The organism is Streptomyces sp. NBC_01478 (assembly GCF_036227225.1).
Classification (GTDB): domain Bacteria; phylum Actinomycetota; class Actinomycetes; order Streptomycetales; family Streptomycetaceae; genus Streptomyces.
The window spans coordinates 11,070,606-11,086,999 of the sequence record NZ_CP109444.1; the positions used below are offsets into that span (position 1 = coordinate 11,070,606).

Consider the following 16,394-nt stretch of genomic DNA (forward strand, 5'->3'; position numbering starts at 1 on the left):
CGATGCCCAGGCTGGAGACCATCACGAGGTGAGGATGCGAATGACAGACGTTTGGGAACCGAGGGCGGTGGCGGACCGCGAGGCGGCGGTGACCGAGGCGGTCGCACGACTGACGCGCGCGGCCCGTGATCGTCAACCGTGCGCTCCCGTACGGGACTTGCTCGGCGCCACCGACATCAGCCTCGCCTACGCCGTCCAACAACGCATCGTGGCCGACCGGATCGCCGCCGGAGCACGGGTCGTCGGCCGCAAGATCGGACTCACCTCGGAGTCGGTGCAGCGCCAAGTCGGCGTCGACCGGCCCGACTTCGGTGTGCTGCTGGCCGACATGGACGTCAGCGCGCTGCCGGCCGTGCCGAGCGGACGGCTGCTGCAGCCCAGGGTCGAGGCCGAGATCGCGTTCGTCCTCGCCGACGACCTCGACGACGGCGTCCTCGACATCGAGCGGGTCCGGTCCGCCGTCGCGTACGCGGTCGCCGCGCTGGAGATCGTGGACAGCCGGGTCGCCGACTGGGACATCGCGATCACCGACACCGTCGCCGACAACGCGTCCAGCGGACTGTTCGTACTCGGCGGCGAGCGGGTCGAGTTGAAGGCGTTCGAACCCCGGGACGTGACGATGCGGCTGTACGCCGACGGGAAGCTCGCCTCGGAGGGCGACGGCACGGCCTGCCTCGGCGATCCCCTTGCCGCGCTGCTGTGGCTGGCGCGCACCGCCCGGGAGTTCGGTGACCCGCTGCGGGCCGGCCAGGTCGTGCTCTCCGGAGCGCTGGGTCCGCTCGTCCCCACCCCGCCAGGAGTCACCGTACGGGCCGAGATGTCCGGCCTCGGCACGGTGACCGCGACGTTCTCGGCCAACGAACCGGACTCATCGGACTCTTCGAAGGAACAGGGATGACGAAGACCAAGGTGGCCATCATCGGTTCCGGCAACATCGGGACCGACCTGATGATCAAGGTGCTGCGGCTGTCCGACACCCTGGAGATGGCCGCGATGGTGGGCATCGACCCGGACTCGGACGGCCTCGCCCGCGCCGCGCGCCTGAAGGTGCCCACCACCCACGAGGGCGTGGACGGGCTGATCCGGATGGACGGCTTCGACGACATCGAGATCGTCTTCGACGCCACGTCCGCGAAGGCGCACGTCGAGAACGCCAAGCGCCTCGCCCCGTACGGCAAACGGCTCGTCGACCTCACCCCCGCCGCCATCGGACCGTACGTCGTGCCGCCGGTGAACCTCGACGAGCACGTGGCCAACGATGTCGACAACCTCAACCTGGTCACCTGCGGCGGCCAGGCCACCATCCCGATCGTGCACGCGGTCAGCCGGATCACACCGGTGCCCTACGCCGAGATCGTCGCCTCCATCGCCTCGAAGTCGGCCGGGCCCGGAACCCGCGCCAACATCGACGAGTTCACGGAGACCACCTCCGCCGCGATCGAGAAGGTGGGCGGTGCCCAGCGCGGCAAGGCGATCATCGTGCTGAACCCGGCCGAGCCGCCGCTGATCATGCGGGACACCGTGTACTGCCTGATCGGCGACGCCGATCACGAGACGGTCCGAGCCTCCGTGGAGGGCATGGTGGACGCGGTCGCCGAGTACGTGCCCGGCTACCGGCTCAAGCAACAGGTGCAGTTCACCCCGATCCCGGCCGGTGATCCGGTCCACACCCTCTTCAGCGGCGACGCCTCCGAGGTCACCACCAAGGTGTCCGTGTTCCTCGAAGTCGAGGGCGCCGCCCACTACTTGCCCGCCTACGCGGGCAACCTCGACATCATTACCTCGGCCGCTCTGCGGGTCGCCGAGCGCATCGCCCAGCGCTTCTCCACGGAGGTGACCCGATGACCGCCAGGCTCTATGTGCAGGACGTCACCCTCCGGGACGGCATGCACGCCATCCGGCACCGGATCACGCCCGCGAACGTGGCCGCCATCAGCGCGGCCCTGGACCAGGCGGGCGTGGACGCCATCGAGGTCGCCCACGGCGACGGACTGTCCGGCGGCAGCCTCAACTACGGCCCCGGCAGCAACACCGACTGGGAATGGATCGAGGCCGCGGCCGGCGCCATCCACCGGGCGACGCTGACGTCCCTGCTGCTGCCCGGCATCGGCACCATCGCCGAACTCAAGCAGGCCTACTCCCTCGGCGTCCGCTCGGTCCGCGTCGCCACCCACTGCACCGAGGCCGACGTGGCCGCCCAGCACATCGCCACCGCGCGCGAACTCGGCATGGACGTCTCCGGCTTCCTGATGATGGCCCACATGACCGACCCCGCCGAACTCGCCCGCCAGGCACGGCTGATGGAGTCCTACGGCGCGCACTGCGTGTACGTCACGGACTCCGGCGGCCGGCTGACCATGGACGGCGTGCGCGACCGTATCCGCGCCTACCGGGACGTGCTCGACCCGGACACCCAGATCGGCATCCACGCGCACGAGAACCTCTCGCTGTCGGTCGCCAACTCCGTTACGGCGGTGGAGGAGGGCGTGACCCGGGTCGACGCGTCCCTCGCCGGACAGGGCGCGGGCGCCGGCAACTGCCCGATCGAACCGTTCATCGCCGTCGCCAACCTCCTTGGCTGGAAGCACGGTTGCGACCTGTTCGCGCTCCAGGACGCCGCCGACGACCTGGTCCGCCCGCTCCAGGACCGGCCGGTGCGCGTCGACCGGGAGACCCTCACGCTCGGCTACGCGGGCGCCTACTCCAGCTTCCTGCGGCACGCCGAGACGGCGGCCGGACAGTACGGTCTGGACGCGCGCACCATCCTCCAGGAGGTGGGCAGGCGGGGGCTGGTGGGCGGGCAGGAGGACATGATCGTGGACATCGCGCTGGACCTCACGCGCGGCTGCTGAGCCCGCGTTCCAGTAGCGTCGCTTCCCGGTCCACAGGCCGGGGGCGGCGCTTTCGCGCGTTGATTAGACCGGGCGTACCAATAAACTCGTGCACGCCTCTTGGCCCGCGTCCGACGCCGTTGATACGTTGACGACGGCGCCGAACTAGAATTGATTTCAGTTTGAGCAGAGAGGCATTGACGATGACGTCTGCCCTTCGCCTGGAACCGCGATACGAGGCCGACCGGCATGCGCTGCCACCGTCGATGATGGAGCGCGTCACGCTGATCATGGACCTCTTCGAGCGGCCCCAGACACACCTCACCCTCGAAGTGGTGTCCCGCCGGACCCACCTCCCGCGCTCCACCACCCACCGGATCCTCGACCAACTGGTGCGCCTGGACTGGCTGCACCACACGGTCGCCGGGTACGCGCTGGGGCCGCGCGCGCTCGGTCTCGGCGGGCGGGAGATCGGGCACAGCACGCTGCGCGCGGCGGCCGCGCCCCAACTCCTCGACCTGGCCGTCCGGACGAAGATGGTCGTCCATCTCGCCGTCCTCGACGGCCCGGAGATCTACTACCTCGACAAGATCGGCGGCCGGGCCGCGGTCGACATCCCCTCCCGCGTCGGCGGGCGGGCGGTCGCCCACTGCACCGGGCTGGGGAAGGCGATGCTCGCCTGGCTGAGCCCGGAGGAGATCGACGCCCGGTACCAGCAGTCGATGGAGTGCCGCACCTCGCACAGCATCGGCCGACTCGACCTGCTCCACCGGGAGTTGAGCACGGTACGCCGACGCAACGGGCTGGCGATCGACCGGGGCGAGTGTTTCCCCGACCTGGGCTGCGTCGGCCTCGCCCTGCGCGGACCCGACGGTCCGATCGGCGCGATCTCGGTCGTCGGCGACGGACGGGCCCCGCTGGAACTGGTCGCTCCGCTGGTCGTCAACGCCGTACGGGCCGTGTCCGAGGAGCTGTTCGGGGGCGGGGAGTCGTATCGGCGGGACGTGCCGGAGGCGGTGACCTTGTAAGCGGGTGGTGGTCAGGCCGCCGTGGGGTGCACGGAGAGCAGGTCCGCGAGGTCGACGCGGGCCAGGAAGTCGCGCCGGATGCGGTCGGCCACGACGGAGACCGCCTCGGAACCGTCGTCGGCCGGGTCGATGTGCACCCGGTACGGGCGCTGCCCCGAGGGGAGTGCGACGATGCGGGCGATCTCGTCGGAGACCAGCGAGGCGTCCGCGCCCTCGGGTGCCAACGCGGCGAGTTTCTCCGCGACTTGGGTCATCAGGCCGGCGTACCGCGTCTCGTACTCCGCCGCGACGACGCCGTCCGCCGGATGCCCGGCGTGCGCGAAGTGGTTCGTGCCGCTGGTGAACGAACCCGGTACCACGATGGAGGTCTCCACGCCCCAGCGGGCCAGCTCGGCCGCGTAACTGGCGGCGAGGGAGTCCATCGCGGCCTTGGCGGCGAAGTACGGCGCCAGATACGGCGGGGTGCCGCCCTTCACGCTCGAACTCGACACCCAGATCACCAGACCCCGGCCTGCCTTGCGCAGGTGGGGCAGCGCGGCGCGGTTGACGCGCTGGGTGGAGAGGACGTTGACGTCGTACAGCTCGGCGAGCTGCTCGGGCGTGAAGGCCTCGGCCGGTCCGGTGACCATGTGGCCGGCGTTGTGGATCAGGACGTCGATGCGGCCGTGCTCGGCGAGGACGCGGTCGATCGCCGCGTCGACGGAGTCCTGCGCGTTGACGTCGAGTTCTATGGAGCGCAGGTCGACGCCGTGGTCCTTGCTGTAGTCGGCGGCGGCCTGAACCTGGGGCGCGTTCCGGGTGGTGGTGTTGCGCATTCCGGCGTAGACGGTGTCGCCCTTGTCCGCGAGGGTGCGGGCGGTGAGGGCGCCGAAACCGCTGGAGGCGCCGGTGATCACGACGATGTTGCTCATGGGATTCACTCCTTGCAGAGGGGGGAGGCTCAGGCCAGCCCGCCGTTGGCGAACAGCACCTGGCCGTTGATCCAGCGGGCCGGACCGGCGAGGAACGCGACCGACTCCGCGATGTCGTCCGGGGTGCCCAGGCGCTCCAGCGGGGCGGCCTTGGCGAGGTTCTCGATCGTCGTGTCGTCCTTGCCGTTCAGGAACAGGGGGGTCGCGGTGGGGCCGGGGGCGACGGCGTTCACGGTGATGTCCTTGCCGCGGAGTTCGCGGGCCAGGACGAGGGTCATCGCCTCGACCGCGGCCTTGCTCGCCACATAGCCGCCGTACGTCGGGAACTTCGTGCGGGTGACGGTGGTGGAGAAGTTGATGATCGCGCCGCCCGCGCGCACCCGGCGGGCCGCCTGCTGGGAGACGACGAACGTGCCGCGGATGTTGGTGCGGTGCATACGGTCGAGGTCGTCGAGGTCCAGGGTGGCGATGGGGGACAGGGCCATGATCCCGGCGGTGTTCACGACCACGTCGAGGCCGCCGAACTCCGCCTCGACCGCGTCGAACGCGGCGGACATCGCGTCCTCGTCGGCCACGTCTCCGCCGACCGGTATCGCCCTGCCGCCGGCCGCGACGATCGCGGCGACCGTCTCGTCGGCCTTCGCCTTGTTGCCGGCGTAGTGCACGCCGACCGCGATGCCGTCCTTGGCCAGCCGTTCGGCGACCGCGCGGCCGATGCCGCCGGAACCGCCGGTGACCAGGGCGACGCGGGTGGTGGTCTCGGTGTCAGTCATGGTGAGGGCCCTTCTGGGAGGTGGGGATCTGCGTGAGCCACTGCCCGAGCAGGGCCGACTCCGCGGGGGTGAACGGTTCGGGGGTGAGGTCGTCGAGGGACGAGAGCAGCGTGGTCGCGGCTGCGGCGCGGGCGTCCGCGGCCGGGGTGTCCGCCGCGGGATCGAGCAGGATCGCCTGATGGATCGCGTCCCGGACCAGCCGCGACAGGCCGGAGTCCGGATACAGCGTGGGACGGGTGATCAGCGACAGGGACACCCCGGTGTTGGCCGACATGACCATGCGTGCCGCGATCTCCGGTGCGACACGAAGGCGGCCCTGCGCGGCGAGCCGTTCAAGGTCTCCACGGAGGATGCGCATCGCCTCCTCCGCGGCCTCGGGCACGGAACGCAGCGCCGGGGCGAACATCAGCTTGTAGGCGTTGGGGTGTGCCAGCGCGAACGCCGTGTGGCTGTCCCAGCCGGCCCGGAGGTCCCGCAGCGGGTCCTCGGACTTCTCGGCGGCGCGCTTCGTCTCCAGGTACTGGTCCCAGACGTGGTCGACCGTCGCCGCCAGCAGCCCGTCCTTGTCGCCGAACAGTCGGTACAGCACCGGCTGCTGCACACCGGCCGCCTCGCACACCGCGCGAGTGGACACATCACCACTGGGTGACTGGGCGATCAGCTCGGCCGCCGCTTCGATTATCAGCGATCTCGTGTTCATGTAATCGACGATAACATCGATTCGTAACGCCGACAACAGTCATTTGTTATCGATGAAAACAAGGGCGCCTCCCACCGCGTCGATGCGGTGGGAGGCGCCCTTGCGGTGCCGTGCGGTGGCTCAGGACTGCACGGCGAGTTGGAAGGCCTGCGCGGTGGAGCCGTCGCAGGTCCGCTGGGTGAGCTGGACACTGTTGGTCGCCGCCGTGGCGGCGGTCAGGCACTTGCCGCTGTGCCGGGCGACGAAGTGGTAGCGCCCGCTCGTCTCACGCACCGGCTGCCACTGCTGGTTCGTGCCGCCGGAGTAGGCCCACAGTTGCAGTGGCGCGTTGTCCGCCGTCGAGCGGTCGGTCACGTCGATGACCTGCGCCGGGTTGCCGCGCGCGGTGATCTCCATGTACCCGCTGTCGGTGGAGCGGAACTGGTACTGCTGTGCCGTGGTGCCGTTGCAGGCGTACTGCTGGATCGCCGTCCCGTTGGCCGTGGCCGCCGAACGGGCGTCCACACACGTGCCGTTGCCGCCGTTCTGCACGGAGTACCAGGCGGTCTCGGAGATCGGGGTGTCCGTCGGCGGCGTCGAAGTGTCGCCCCCGCCCAGCCACTTGAGCCCGTTCAGCAGGAACTGGTTCTGGGTGGCGCTCGCGAACGTCGACGACAGCCGCGTGTTGGTCGTGTAGTTCATCGCGTTGTGACCGAAGTTCGCGTACAGCATCTTGTACTTCGTGTTGGTCCACAGGATCGGGTAATACCCGCTGTACCAGGACTGGTTGGGATCCGTGCCGACCGGGAAGCTGCTCGGGTCGATCGACGCCAGGATCTTGATGTCCGGGTTCTGCCGCAGATCGTTGGACCAGCTGTACCACTCGCTGACCGACGAGGTGAACGTGGCCGGCAGGGCGGCGGTGGGCGGGATCGTGTGGTCCTCCACCTTCAGGGTCACCGCGGTCGGACCCCAGGTGTTGGACACGAAGTTCCCCGAGCCGAGGAACGTGTTGTGGTACCAGGACCAGCTCGCCGCGTTCGTCGTGAAGGCGGAGACATGGAAGCCCATGAAGCCGCCGCCACCCCTCATGTACGCCTCGAAACCGGTGCGTTGGGCGGCGGTCTGCGGCAGGTCGTCGAGGAACAGGACGACTTGGTACGCGTTGACCCCGCCGTTGGCGAGCAGGTCCCAGTTGGTGCTGGCCGTGTAGGTGTAGCCGTTCGCCGCGGCCTGCTGCGGGAACCAGACGTTCGCCTCCTTGTCGAAGTCGATGTGCGCCGCGTCGTAGGTGCCGCTGTAGAGCGCGAGGATCTTGAACGGCGTCGCCGCGGTACTCGCCTGGGCCGCGGGCGGTACGGCCGCGAGGCCCAGCAGAGTCGCCAGCAGGAGGAGGACCCGCAGGAGCGCGCGAGTGGAACCGGATCTGATGGTGTTCATGTAGGTGATCGATCCTTTCCGTGCGGTCTACGGGTAGTTGGTCAAGTAGGCGACGTTGGTGCTGGAGTTGGACGGCCCGCCGGTGCTGTTGATGATGTGGCTGATCGTGCCGACCCCGCCCAGCGAGACGGTCACCATGTCGTGGAACTTGACCCCGGACACGCTCGGCACCTCGAAGGCGCGATCGGCGACCACTGCGGAGTTGGAGCTGAAGTAGCAGTAGCTGCCAAGTCCCCAAGCCTCGTGGGTGGTTACGCCGGCGGCGACCTTGTAGGCGGGGTAGCCCTTGCCGGTGCCGTTCATCCAGGAGGCCTGGTTAGGCGGGTCGTAGGGCATCTCGTTCTGGAAGAAGTACGTCCGGCCGCCGTTGCCGTTCCAGACGACCTGGGTCTTCTGGAAGTGCTCGACGAACAGGCCGTACGCCGTCACGTTGGCGGCGTTGACGATCAGCCCGGTGTCCGCCGTGTTGGCGGTCCAGCCGACCGTTCCGGAGTTGCCGTGGTCGGCCCGCCAGATCCAGGTGTGGTCGATGATCGTGTTGGCGCTGTTGATGACAACGGAGTTGGTGGCCTTGCCGACGGTGGCGCCGCCGATGCGGACGAAGACATCGGACAACTGCGTCGGGTCGGAGGCGTGCGTGGCGGTCGAACCGGACGGGCCGATCTGCACCAGCGTCGCGGAGTTGGTGGTGCCCGCGTCGATCAGCAGACCCGCCAGCTCGATGCCGTCCACGTCGGCGGTGGAGATCGCGGTGATCCCGCCGTCCGGCACGAAGGTGGCCAGGCCCATGCCCAGCACGACCGTGTCGGGGCGCGTGATGTTGATCGTCTGGTTGAGGTGGTAGACGCCCGGGGTGACCAGCAGGTTCTTGCCGGCCGCGAGCGCGGTGTTCATGTCGGCCGCGGTGGCGCCGGGCTTGACGATGTAGAACTGGTCGATCGGCAGCGACTTGCCCGCCGGGGTCTTCCCGCTCCACGTGGTGCCGACGGCGTTGGACTGGAGGCCGGGCACGAACACCTGGTAGGCGCCCGCGCTGTCGACGTACAGGAAGGGCTTCTCGCGGATCGTCGGGGAACTGGCGACGTTGGTGTACGTCGGGAAGGACTGGGCGGGTGCGCCCTGGTCGCCGACGAAGACCATGTTCCAGTTGGAGCCGGACCAACTGCCCATCGTGGAGTTGCGGGTGAGGAACTGCTGCTGGGAGCCGGACTGGATCTGGCCGTCGACCTTGGTGTCGGAGATGAAGCCGCCGCTGGACCAACCGCCGTCGTCCAGCGCCAGGTTGCCGCGCACGTGCATGCGCCGGTACGGGGCGGCCTGAGAGACGGCCCAACGGTCGGTGCCACCAGTGGGGTTGACCGACAGGTTCTCGGCGTCGCGCCAGAAGTTCTGCGTCGCGTTGCCCTGGAACCAGTCGGCCTCCGCGTGCACCGCGCCGTTGATGGTCACGTCGTCCGGCGAGAAGCCGAGGCCGGCGACCTGCGTGTAGAAGCCCACGTTGGCGTTCGCGCTGTAGGTACCCGGCTTGAACAGCAGGGCCTGGCGGGCCGAGCCGAACTGGTTGGTCTGCTGCTGGGAGAAGACCGAGTCCAGCTTGGACTGGATGCTCGACGCCGACATCGACGGGTCGAACACCGTCACGTTCGGGCCGAAGTCCGGGGTGCCCGGCGGGTTCGTCGTGGCGCCGCCGAGGGTGAAGGACTGCGCGGCGGTGCCGTTGCAGGTGTACTGCGCCAACTGCACGCTGTCGGCGGTCGACGCGCTCGGCACGTCGAGGCACTTGCCGCTGTTGCGGTTGACGAAGTGGTAGGCGCCGTCGGACTCGACGACCGGGAGCCACTGCTGGTTGTTGCCGCCGGAGTACGTCCACAACTGGATGAGCGCGGAGTCGGCGGTCGAGACGTTGGTGACGTCCCAGGCCTCGGCGCCGTTCAGGTTGCTGTTCACGCGGTAGTAGCCGCCGTCGGTGGCGACCAACTGCCAGTTCTGCGCGGTGCTTCCGTTGCACGTGTACTGCTGGACGGCGGTGCCGTCGGCACTCGCGGCCGAGCGGGCGTCGACACACTTGCCGCTGGCCTTGTTGACCACGGTGGTGTAGCCGGTCGGTATCGCGGCCGCGGCCGTGCTCGCCGCGCTCGCCGAGCCCTGCGCCGCGAACTCGATGCCGGTCACGGTGGTGGCCACGAGCGCGACCGCCGTGAGCGCTCTCGGTATGGCGTGGCGGCCGGACAGTCTTTTCCGTCTGAGCACGGATTCTCCTGTGGTGATGGGGGGTTGGGGAGGAAAGTCGGAGGGGCGTCCGTCAGCCGGTGTACTGGGCGAAGATGCTGGTGAACTGCCAGTTGCTCTGGCTCACGCCCGAGCAGGTGTCGTCGTTCGGGTAGGCGCCCGGGCAGGGCCGGTCACGGTTGGCCGACCAGAACGTCAGCCGCGCGAGGTGGTGCGCCTGCGCGTAGCCGAGGATGGTCTGGAAGTCGGCGGTGGTGACGGTCTCGTTGTTGTCGGTGATGCCGTTCATCGAGGAGATGCCCATGTCCCGGTAGGCCGCGTCGTCGCTGTAGCCGTACGCGTTCTTCAGCGCGGTCTTGAGACCCTCGGCCGCCCGCTGGGTGAGCGTGCCCATGTTCTGGCCCGCGCCGCCGAAGTCGAACGGCATGATCGTCCAGGCGTCCACGGTCAGCCCGGAGGAGGCGGCCCGGTTGATGAGACTCGTGTCGGGACCGCTCTGCCCGGTGCCGATGGTGACGTACACCTTGATGCCCGGGTTGTTGGCCTTGACGGTCTTGAGCGCGTCCACGGTCCGCTGCTGCACGGTCCCGTTGCTGTACGCGTCGGCCTCGATGTCGATGTCGATGGCCTTCAGCGAGTAGGCGCTGATGACCTTCTGGTACGCCGCCGCCAGTTCGCCCGCGCTGGAGCATGAGCTCTCCAGCTTGTTGCCGCTGTAGCCGCCGAAGGACGGGACGACGTCACCGCCGTTGGCGCGCACGGTGTTGATGGTCGACTGGTCGACTCCGCCGGTCAGCGCCCGGCCGCCGTCCCACTGCGGGTTGCAGTAGCCGTTGCTCAGGACGAACGCGAGCGTGAACCACTTCACGCCGGTCGCGTTCATGACAGTCGTAGGGCTGGGCGGGTTCCCCCAGCCGTTGTAGAGGTACGGGGCGACGGCCATCGGCGCGGTCGTGGGCGGGGTCGTGCCGCCGGCGGCGGGGGCCGTCCACTTCTGGTTGGCGGCGCCGGAGCAGGTCCAGATCTGGGTGCGGGTGCCGTTGGCCGAGGTGTTGCCCGTGACGTCCAGGCACTTGTTGGCGGCCGGGTTCACGATGTCGCGCGCGGCCGTGACCGTCCACTGCTGGTTGGCGCTGCCGCCGCATGTCCAGAGCTGGAGCTGGGCGCCGTTGGCCGTCGAACTGCCGGTGATGTCGAGGCACTTGCCGAGGGCGCGGATGGTTCCGTCGGAACCGACCGTCCACTGCTGGGCGGCGGTGCCGTTGCAGTCGTAGATCTGTACGGCCGTGCCGTCGGCGGAGCCGGCTCCGGCGACGTCGAGACACTTGCCGCCGAGGCCGGTGATGGTGCCGGTCGCGGCCGAGGCGGAGGGGGCTGCGAGGGTGCCGACGGCGGTGAGGCCGAGGGAGAGCGCGAGGGCGCAGCGCAGGGCGAGGCGTTGCATGACGAGGGCCCTTTCGTCCTGGGGTGGGGGGTGGACGCCGCCGGCTTGAGGGCGGTGAGACGTGAACACGGGTGTTCACATATGTGAGCGAGGAATGCATTCATGGGAGGTCTGTTGGCTGGTGAACCTAAAGGTCTGCACCAAAGCCGTCAAGAGGTGCGACCGGAGAAGTCCCGCACGTCATGGCTGAGTTGAGAAGTTGTAAGCGAAGGAAAAGAAATCACCAGGACCATTGGGTGGCCGGTTCTCACAGGTCACACTGTGCAAGATCTGTGATGATCGTCAGGGTGCGCATGTCGGAGGAACCATGAACACAACGGGGACCACAGAGGTCGCGGTGCGGCACATCCTCAGTGACAAGGTCACGGGCGGAATCCTGACACCGAAGAAGCGCACGATCACCTGGACCGACGCGCACTACGTGGTCAAGCGGCCCCCGTCGGGCAAGCACACGGTGGAGCTGACCTGCACCGAGTGCTCGGCGTCCCTGCTGGCCGAGGTCCGCGACCACTCCACCACGCGCACACTCGCGACCATCCTGCGCATCGTCGGGGCGCTGTGCCTGATCGCCTTCGTCACCGCGTTGGCCTACGCCGTCCACGAGGGCGGCAAGACCCTCCCCGAGGGGCAGTCGCTGCCGGTCCTCTTCTCCGTCAGCGTCGTCGCCATCTTCGTCACCTTCGTGGCCGCGCCCGTGTTCTACATCCGCGGCAGCAACTACAACGGCGTCAGCATCCTCGACGCCCCCAAGCCGCGCCGCGGACACCGGATCGTGCCGGTGCGGGTGGTGAAAAAAGTCCCGCGAACCGGCCGTTAACCCGGGCGGGTTCGGCGGGCCGGTCCAGCGGGAGCTGCGGGTGGCCGTCGGCGGTCCTGCCTGCGACACCCGGACGGAATCTCCCGGCGGGTGGCAGAATCAACGGCGTGGATCGGGGGATCCTGGAGCGCGAGCCCCAATTGGCGCTACTGGCATCGGCCGCACGTGAGGCGGCGGACGGGGCCGGATCCGTGGCGCTCGTCTTCGGCGAGGCCGGCATCGGCAAGTCGAGCCTGGTGAAAGCGATGCCGGGCCAACTGCCCCCGCGCTCGCGCATCCTCCTGGGGCAGTGCGACGACCTCGCCACCCGCCGCCCCCTCGGCCCGTTCCGCGACCTCGTCGGCAGCGTCGGTGCCGAACTCGCCCACGCCGTCGTCGAAGGCGGTGACCGCCAGCGCGTCTACGAAGCACTGCTGGAGGAGCTGGCCGGGATACCGCGTCCGACGGTACTCGTCGTGGAGGACGTCCACTGGGCCGACGAGGCCTCAATGGACGCCCTACGCTTCCTGGTGCGGCGGATGGCACAGCTTCCCGCCGTACTCGTCCTCACCTACCGGGACGACGAACTCAGCCGTGAGCATCCGCTGCGGCACCTGCTGGGCCAGGCGTCCCGCGCCGACCGCGTGCACCGGCTGCCGCTGGCCCGCCTCTCCAAGTCGGCGGTACGCACGCTCAGTTCGGCCAGCCGGCTCGACCCGGCGCACGTGTACGAGGTGACCTCGGGCAACCCTTTTTTCGTCACCGAGGTCCTGGCGGCCGGCGGCACCGGGGGAGTGCCGCCGACGGTCGTCGACGCGGTGCTCGCCCGGCTGCGCGGACTCGACGGCCGGAGCGTGGACGCGCTGGAGCAGCTCGCCGTCCTGCCCTCCGCCGTCGAACGACCCCTGGTCGACGCCCTGTTGCCGGACGGCGTCGCCGGACTGGCCGCGGCCGAACAGCGCGGACTGCTCACCGTCACCCCCGAACGGGTCGTATTCCGGCACGAGTTGATCCGGCGCGCCATCGCCGACTCCCTGCCCGCGGCCCGCCGCATCGACCTCAACCGGGGCGCCCTCACCGCGCTCGTGGCCCGGCCGGGCTCCGACCCGGCCCGCATCGTCCACCACGCCGCGCAGGCGGGCGACCAGGACGCCATCGCCCGCTACGGCCCCCACGCGGCCCGGGACGCCACCGAGGCGGGCTCCCACCGCGAGGCCGCCGCCCATCTGCGGCTCGTGCTGCGCCACCGCCACCGCTACACCCCCGCCGAACTCGCCGACCTGCTCGAACGCTACGCGGTGGAGTGCTACACCATCGCCGACTCCGTCGAGGCCGTCGCCGCCCAGCGCGACGCCGTGGCCCTGCGCCGCTCGCTGGGCGACACCCTCGCGCTCGGCGCCGACCTGCGCTGGCTGTCCCGCATCCACTGGTGGGCGGGCCACGCGGAGGAGGCCCAGGACGCGGCACGGGAAGCCATCGCCGTCCTCGAACACGCCGGTGACGACCGGCTGTTGGCGCTCGCGCTCAGCAACACCGCCCAACTGCGGATGCTGTCCGACCGGTACGCCGAAGCCATCGAGCACGGCGAACGCGCCATCGCCCTGGCCCGGCGCACGGACGACGCCGCGATCCTCGCCCACGCCCTCAACAACGTGGGCGCCGCCCGCTGGCGCAGCGGAGACCCGGACGGGCGACGGCAGTTGGAGGAGAGCCTCGCCGTGGCGCTCGCCGCGGGCGAGGTCGAACACGCCTGCCGGTCCTACGCCAACATCATCTGGTCCCTCCTCGACAACCTCCGGTACACCGAGGCCGACCGCTATCTGCCCCCGGCCATGGAACTCGCCGACCGCGCCGAGCACTTGGGGTTCCTCAACTACCTCCACGTCGAGCAGGCCATGCGCCGGCTCGCCGCCGCCGACTGGGACGACGCCGAACTGCACGCCGAGTACGGGATGCACGACTTCGTACCGGCCCGCTGCCCGGCGCTGACCGTCCTGGCGCGCGTGCGGGTCCGGCGCGGCAGGACGGGCGCCGACGAACTCCTCACCCAGGCCTGGGAGATCGCCGTACGCGCCGGGGAGTTGCAGCGCACCGGCCCGGTGGCGGCCGTACGGGCGGAGGCGGCCTGGCTGCGCGGCGACCCGGCGGCGGTGGCTGCCGCGGCCGGTCCGGTCCACGCGCAGGCGGGGCGGTTGGACTACGGGCCGTACCGGGCCGAACTCGGCTACTGGCTCGGCAAGGTGGGGCACTCCGTGCCCGTCCACGACAGCGATCATCCGTACGCGCTCCAGGCGGCCGGGGAGTGGAAGCGCGCTGCGGACCTGTGGCAGCAGGCCGGCTGCCCCTACGAACACGCCGCCGCGCTCGCGGAGAGCCCCGACCCGGCCGACAAACTCACCGCGCTCGCCCGGCTCGACGCACTCGGCGCCGAACCCCTCGCCCGCCTCGTCCGCGCCGAGCTGCGCGACCTCGGCGTCCGCCGCATCCCGCGCGGCCCGCACGCGGCGACCCGGGGCAACCCGGCCGGGCTCACGGAACGCCAACTCCAGGTCGTACGACTGCTCGTGGGCGGTCTGACCAACCCGGAGATCGCGGATCGCCTCGTCGTGTCCGTGCGGACCGTCGACAACCACGTGCGGGCCGTACTGGAGAAGCTGGACGCACCCACCCGACGGCAGGCAGCCGCCCGCGCCACGGAGCTCGGTCTGCTGCCGGACGGCGAAACGTAGGTACCCGACGGCCCCGAGCTGGGTGACGCGCACGGATGACCGTGCGGTTCCGGGCGAAATAGAACAAGCAGGTCATCCAGTGCACCACGAAACGGGGGACCGCATGACCAGCACACCGGCACAGAACGCTCGCCGTGAACTGACCGGCTTCACCGGGGAGTTGATCGGCCCGGACGACGCCGCCTACCCGGAGGCCCGCGCCGTCTACAACGCGATGATCGACAAACGGCCCGCGCTGATCGCGCGCTGCGCCGACGCGGACGCCGTGGCCCGCGTGATCGCCTTCGCCCGGACGCACGACCTGCCCCTCGCGGTGCGCGGCGGCGGCCACCACGGGGCCGGACTCGGCAGCGTCGACGGGGGAGTCGTCGCCGATCTCTCCCCGCTGAAGGACATCCACGTGGACCCCGAGGCCCGTACCGTCCGGGTCGGCGGCGGCTGCGTGTGGGGCGAGGTGGACCGCGCCACCAACGCGCACGGACTCGCCACGCCCAGCGGCATCATCTCCACCACCGGCGTCGGCGGCATCGCCACCGGCGGCGGGCTCGGCCACCTCACCCGCAAGTGCGGGCTGACCATCGACAACCTGCTGGAGGCCGACCTCGTCCTGGCCGACGGCAGTCAGGTGCGGGCGAGCGCCGACGAGAACAGCGACCTGTTCTGGGCGGTCCGGGGCGGCGGCGGCAACTTCGGCGTCGTCACCTCGTTCCTGTTCCGCCTCCACGAGATCAGCACGGTCGTCGCCGGACCCACCTTCTGGCCGGTCGAGATCAGCGCCGAAGTCCTCACCGCCTACCGGGACTTCCTCCCGAACGCGCCCCGCGAGCTGAACGCCTTCTTCCTGTACGGCAGCGTGCCGCCCGCCCCGCCGTTCCCCGAGGAGCTGCACCTGCGCAAGACGGCCGGCGTCGTATGGTGCTACACCGGCGGCGACACCGAGGCCGCCGCACGTGAGATGGCGCCCCTGCTCGACGCACTGCCCGCACCGCTGCTGCACGCGGCCGGACCGATGCAACACCCCGACATGCAGGGCATGTTCGACGGGCTCTACCCGCCCGGCGACCAGTGGTACTGGCGCGCCGACTTCGTCAACGACATCCCCGACGATGCCGTGGAACTCCACGCGAAGTTCGGCGCCGAGGTCCCCACCCCGCAGTCCACGATGCACCTTTACCCGATCGACGGCGCCGCCCACGACGTCGGCAACGACGAGACCCCGTGGGCGTATCGCGACGCACGCTGGGCGTCCGTGTTCGCCGGCGTCGACCGGGACCCCGCCAACACCGGACTCATCAAGAGGTGGGCCGTCGACTACCAGGAGGCCCTGCACCCGTACTCGGCGGGCGGCGCCTACGTGAACATGATGATGGACGAGGGACAGGAACGTGTCCGGGCCAGCTACCGCGGCAACTACGAGCGGCTGGCCCGCATCAAGGCCGACCGGGACCCGGACAACGTCTTCCGTCTGAACCAGAACATCCACCCGGCCCCGAAACCGCGCTACGAGACCCGCCCGTAACACCGGCTCCGAGGC

Annotated in this window: 13 protein-coding genes; 7 read left to right on the forward strand and 6 right to left on the reverse strand. The window is 70.0% G+C overall.

Going from position 1 to position 16,394, the window contains the following annotated elements; all coding sequences use genetic code 11:
- Positions 1-40 precede the first annotated feature (40 nt).
- The 4 genes from OG223_RS49155 to OG223_RS49170 all read left to right on the forward strand — a co-directional run bounded on the left by OG223_RS49155 (position 41) and on the right by OG223_RS49170 (position 3,859).
- Positions 41-898, forward strand: a complete 858-nt coding sequence (locus tag OG223_RS49155) for a 2-keto-4-pentenoate hydratase (RefSeq protein WP_329263887.1) — start codon at positions 41-43, stop codon at positions 896-898.
- On the forward strand, positions 895-1,845 hold the full coding sequence (locus OG223_RS49160; RefSeq protein ID WP_329263889.1) for an acetaldehyde dehydrogenase (acetylating): 951 nt from the start codon (positions 895-897) through the stop codon (positions 1,843-1,845). Before OG223_RS49155 ends, OG223_RS49160 begins: the two co-directional genes overlap by 4 nt.
- Positions 1,842-2,852, forward strand: coding sequence for a 4-hydroxy-2-oxovalerate aldolase (gene dmpG, locus OG223_RS49165; protein WP_329263892.1), 1,011 nt, complete (start codon positions 1,842-1,844; stop codon positions 2,850-2,852). The genes OG223_RS49160 and dmpG overlap by 4 nt, the downstream gene beginning before the upstream one ends.
- A 245-nt stretch (positions 2,853-3,097) precedes the next feature.
- Positions 3,098-3,859, forward strand: a complete 762-nt coding sequence (locus OG223_RS49170; RefSeq protein WP_329265862.1) for an IclR family transcriptional regulator — start codon at positions 3,098-3,100, stop codon at positions 3,857-3,859.
- Positions 3,860-3,870: 11 nt separating this feature from the next.
- On the opposite strand, the gene OG223_RS49175 is transcribed toward OG223_RS49170, so the two are convergent.
- The 6 genes from OG223_RS49175 to OG223_RS49200 form a co-directional block, all read right to left on the reverse strand.
- Positions 3,871-4,770, reverse strand: a complete 900-nt coding sequence (locus OG223_RS49175; RefSeq protein ID WP_329263894.1) for an SDR family oxidoreductase — start codon at positions 4,768-4,770, stop codon at positions 3,871-3,873.
- 29 nt (positions 4,771-4,799) lie between these two features.
- Positions 4,800-5,543 (reverse strand): SDR family oxidoreductase, encoded by a 744-nt coding sequence (locus OG223_RS49180; RefSeq protein WP_329263896.1) that lies wholly within the window; start codon positions 5,541-5,543, stop codon positions 4,800-4,802.
- The gene (locus OG223_RS49185) at positions 5,536-6,243 is read right to left on the reverse strand and encodes a TetR/AcrR family transcriptional regulator (protein ID WP_329263898.1); all 708 of its coding nucleotides are present in this window, start codon (positions 6,241-6,243) and stop codon (positions 5,536-5,538) included. The genes OG223_RS49180 and OG223_RS49185 overlap by 8 nt, the downstream gene beginning before the upstream one ends.
- A gap of 120 nt (positions 6,244-6,363) precedes the next feature.
- Positions 6,364-7,662, reverse strand: coding sequence for a ThuA domain-containing protein (locus OG223_RS49190; RefSeq protein ID WP_329263899.1), 1,299 nt, complete (start codon positions 7,660-7,662; stop codon positions 6,364-6,366).
- Positions 7,663-7,689: 27 nt separating this feature from the next.
- Entirely contained in the window at positions 7,690-9,912 is a 2,223-nt protein-coding gene (locus OG223_RS49195) for an RICIN domain-containing protein (protein WP_443073812.1), read from the reverse strand.
- 52 nt (positions 9,913-9,964) lie between these two features.
- Entirely contained in the window at positions 9,965-11,335 is a 1,371-nt protein-coding gene (locus tag OG223_RS49200) for a ricin-type beta-trefoil lectin domain protein (RefSeq protein WP_329263901.1), read from the reverse strand.
- Between the two features lie 307 nt (positions 11,336-11,642).
- On the opposite strand from OG223_RS49200, the gene OG223_RS49205 reads away from it, so the two are divergent.
- The 3 genes from OG223_RS49205 (at position 11,643) to OG223_RS49215 (ending at position 16,379) form a co-directional block, all read left to right on the forward strand.
- Positions 11,643-12,152: a hypothetical protein gene (locus tag OG223_RS49205; protein WP_329263903.1), complete on the forward strand. Its 510-nt coding sequence runs from the start codon at positions 11,643-11,645 to the stop codon at positions 12,150-12,152.
- A gap of 107 nt (positions 12,153-12,259) precedes the next feature.
- A complete protein-coding gene (locus OG223_RS49210) occupies positions 12,260-14,860 on the forward strand; it encodes a helix-turn-helix transcriptional regulator (protein WP_329263905.1) in 2,601 nt (866 codons plus the stop codon).
- 103 nt (positions 14,861-14,963) lie between these two features.
- A complete protein-coding gene (locus OG223_RS49215; protein ID WP_329263907.1) occupies positions 14,964-16,379 on the forward strand; it encodes an FAD-binding oxidoreductase in 1,416 nt (471 codons plus the stop codon).
- Positions 16,380-16,394 lie beyond the last annotated feature (15 nt).

Excerpts from the sequence above, each read along its gene's own strand:
- OG223_RS49155 (WP_329263887.1), top strand. The coding sequence starts at position 41 with ATGACAGACGTTTGGGAACCGAGGGCGGTGGCGGACCGCGAGGCGGCG.
- OG223_RS49160 (WP_329263889.1), top strand. The coding sequence starts at position 895 with ATGACGAAGACCAAGGTGGCCATCATCGGTTCCGGCAACATCGGGACC.
- dmpG (WP_329263892.1), top strand. The coding sequence starts at position 1,842 with ATGACCGCCAGGCTCTATGTGCAGGACGTCACCCTCCGGGACGGCATG.
- OG223_RS49170 (WP_329265862.1), top strand. The coding sequence starts at position 3,098 with ATGATGGAGCGCGTCACGCTGATCATGGACCTCTTCGAGCGGCCCCAG.
- OG223_RS49175 (WP_329263894.1), bottom strand. The coding sequence starts at position 4,770 with ATGAGCAACATCGTCGTGATCACCGGCGCCTCCAGCGGTTTCGGCGCC.
- OG223_RS49180 (WP_329263896.1), bottom strand. The coding sequence starts at position 5,543 with ATGACTGACACCGAGACCACCACCCGCGTCGCCCTGGTCACCGGCGGT.
- OG223_RS49185 (WP_329263898.1), bottom strand. The coding sequence starts at position 6,243 with ATGAACACGAGATCGCTGATAATCGAAGCGGCGGCCGAGCTGATCGCC.
- OG223_RS49190 (WP_329263899.1), bottom strand. The coding sequence starts at position 7,662 with ATGAACACCATCAGATCCGGTTCCACTCGCGCGCTCCTGCGGGTCCTC.
- OG223_RS49200 (WP_329263901.1), bottom strand. The coding sequence starts at position 11,335 with ATGCAACGCCTCGCCCTGCGCTGCGCCCTCGCGCTCTCCCTCGGCCTC.
- OG223_RS49205 (WP_329263903.1), top strand. The coding sequence starts at position 11,643 with ATGAACACAACGGGGACCACAGAGGTCGCGGTGCGGCACATCCTCAGT.
- OG223_RS49215 (WP_329263907.1), top strand. The coding sequence starts at position 14,964 with ATGACCAGCACACCGGCACAGAACGCTCGCCGTGAACTGACCGGCTTC.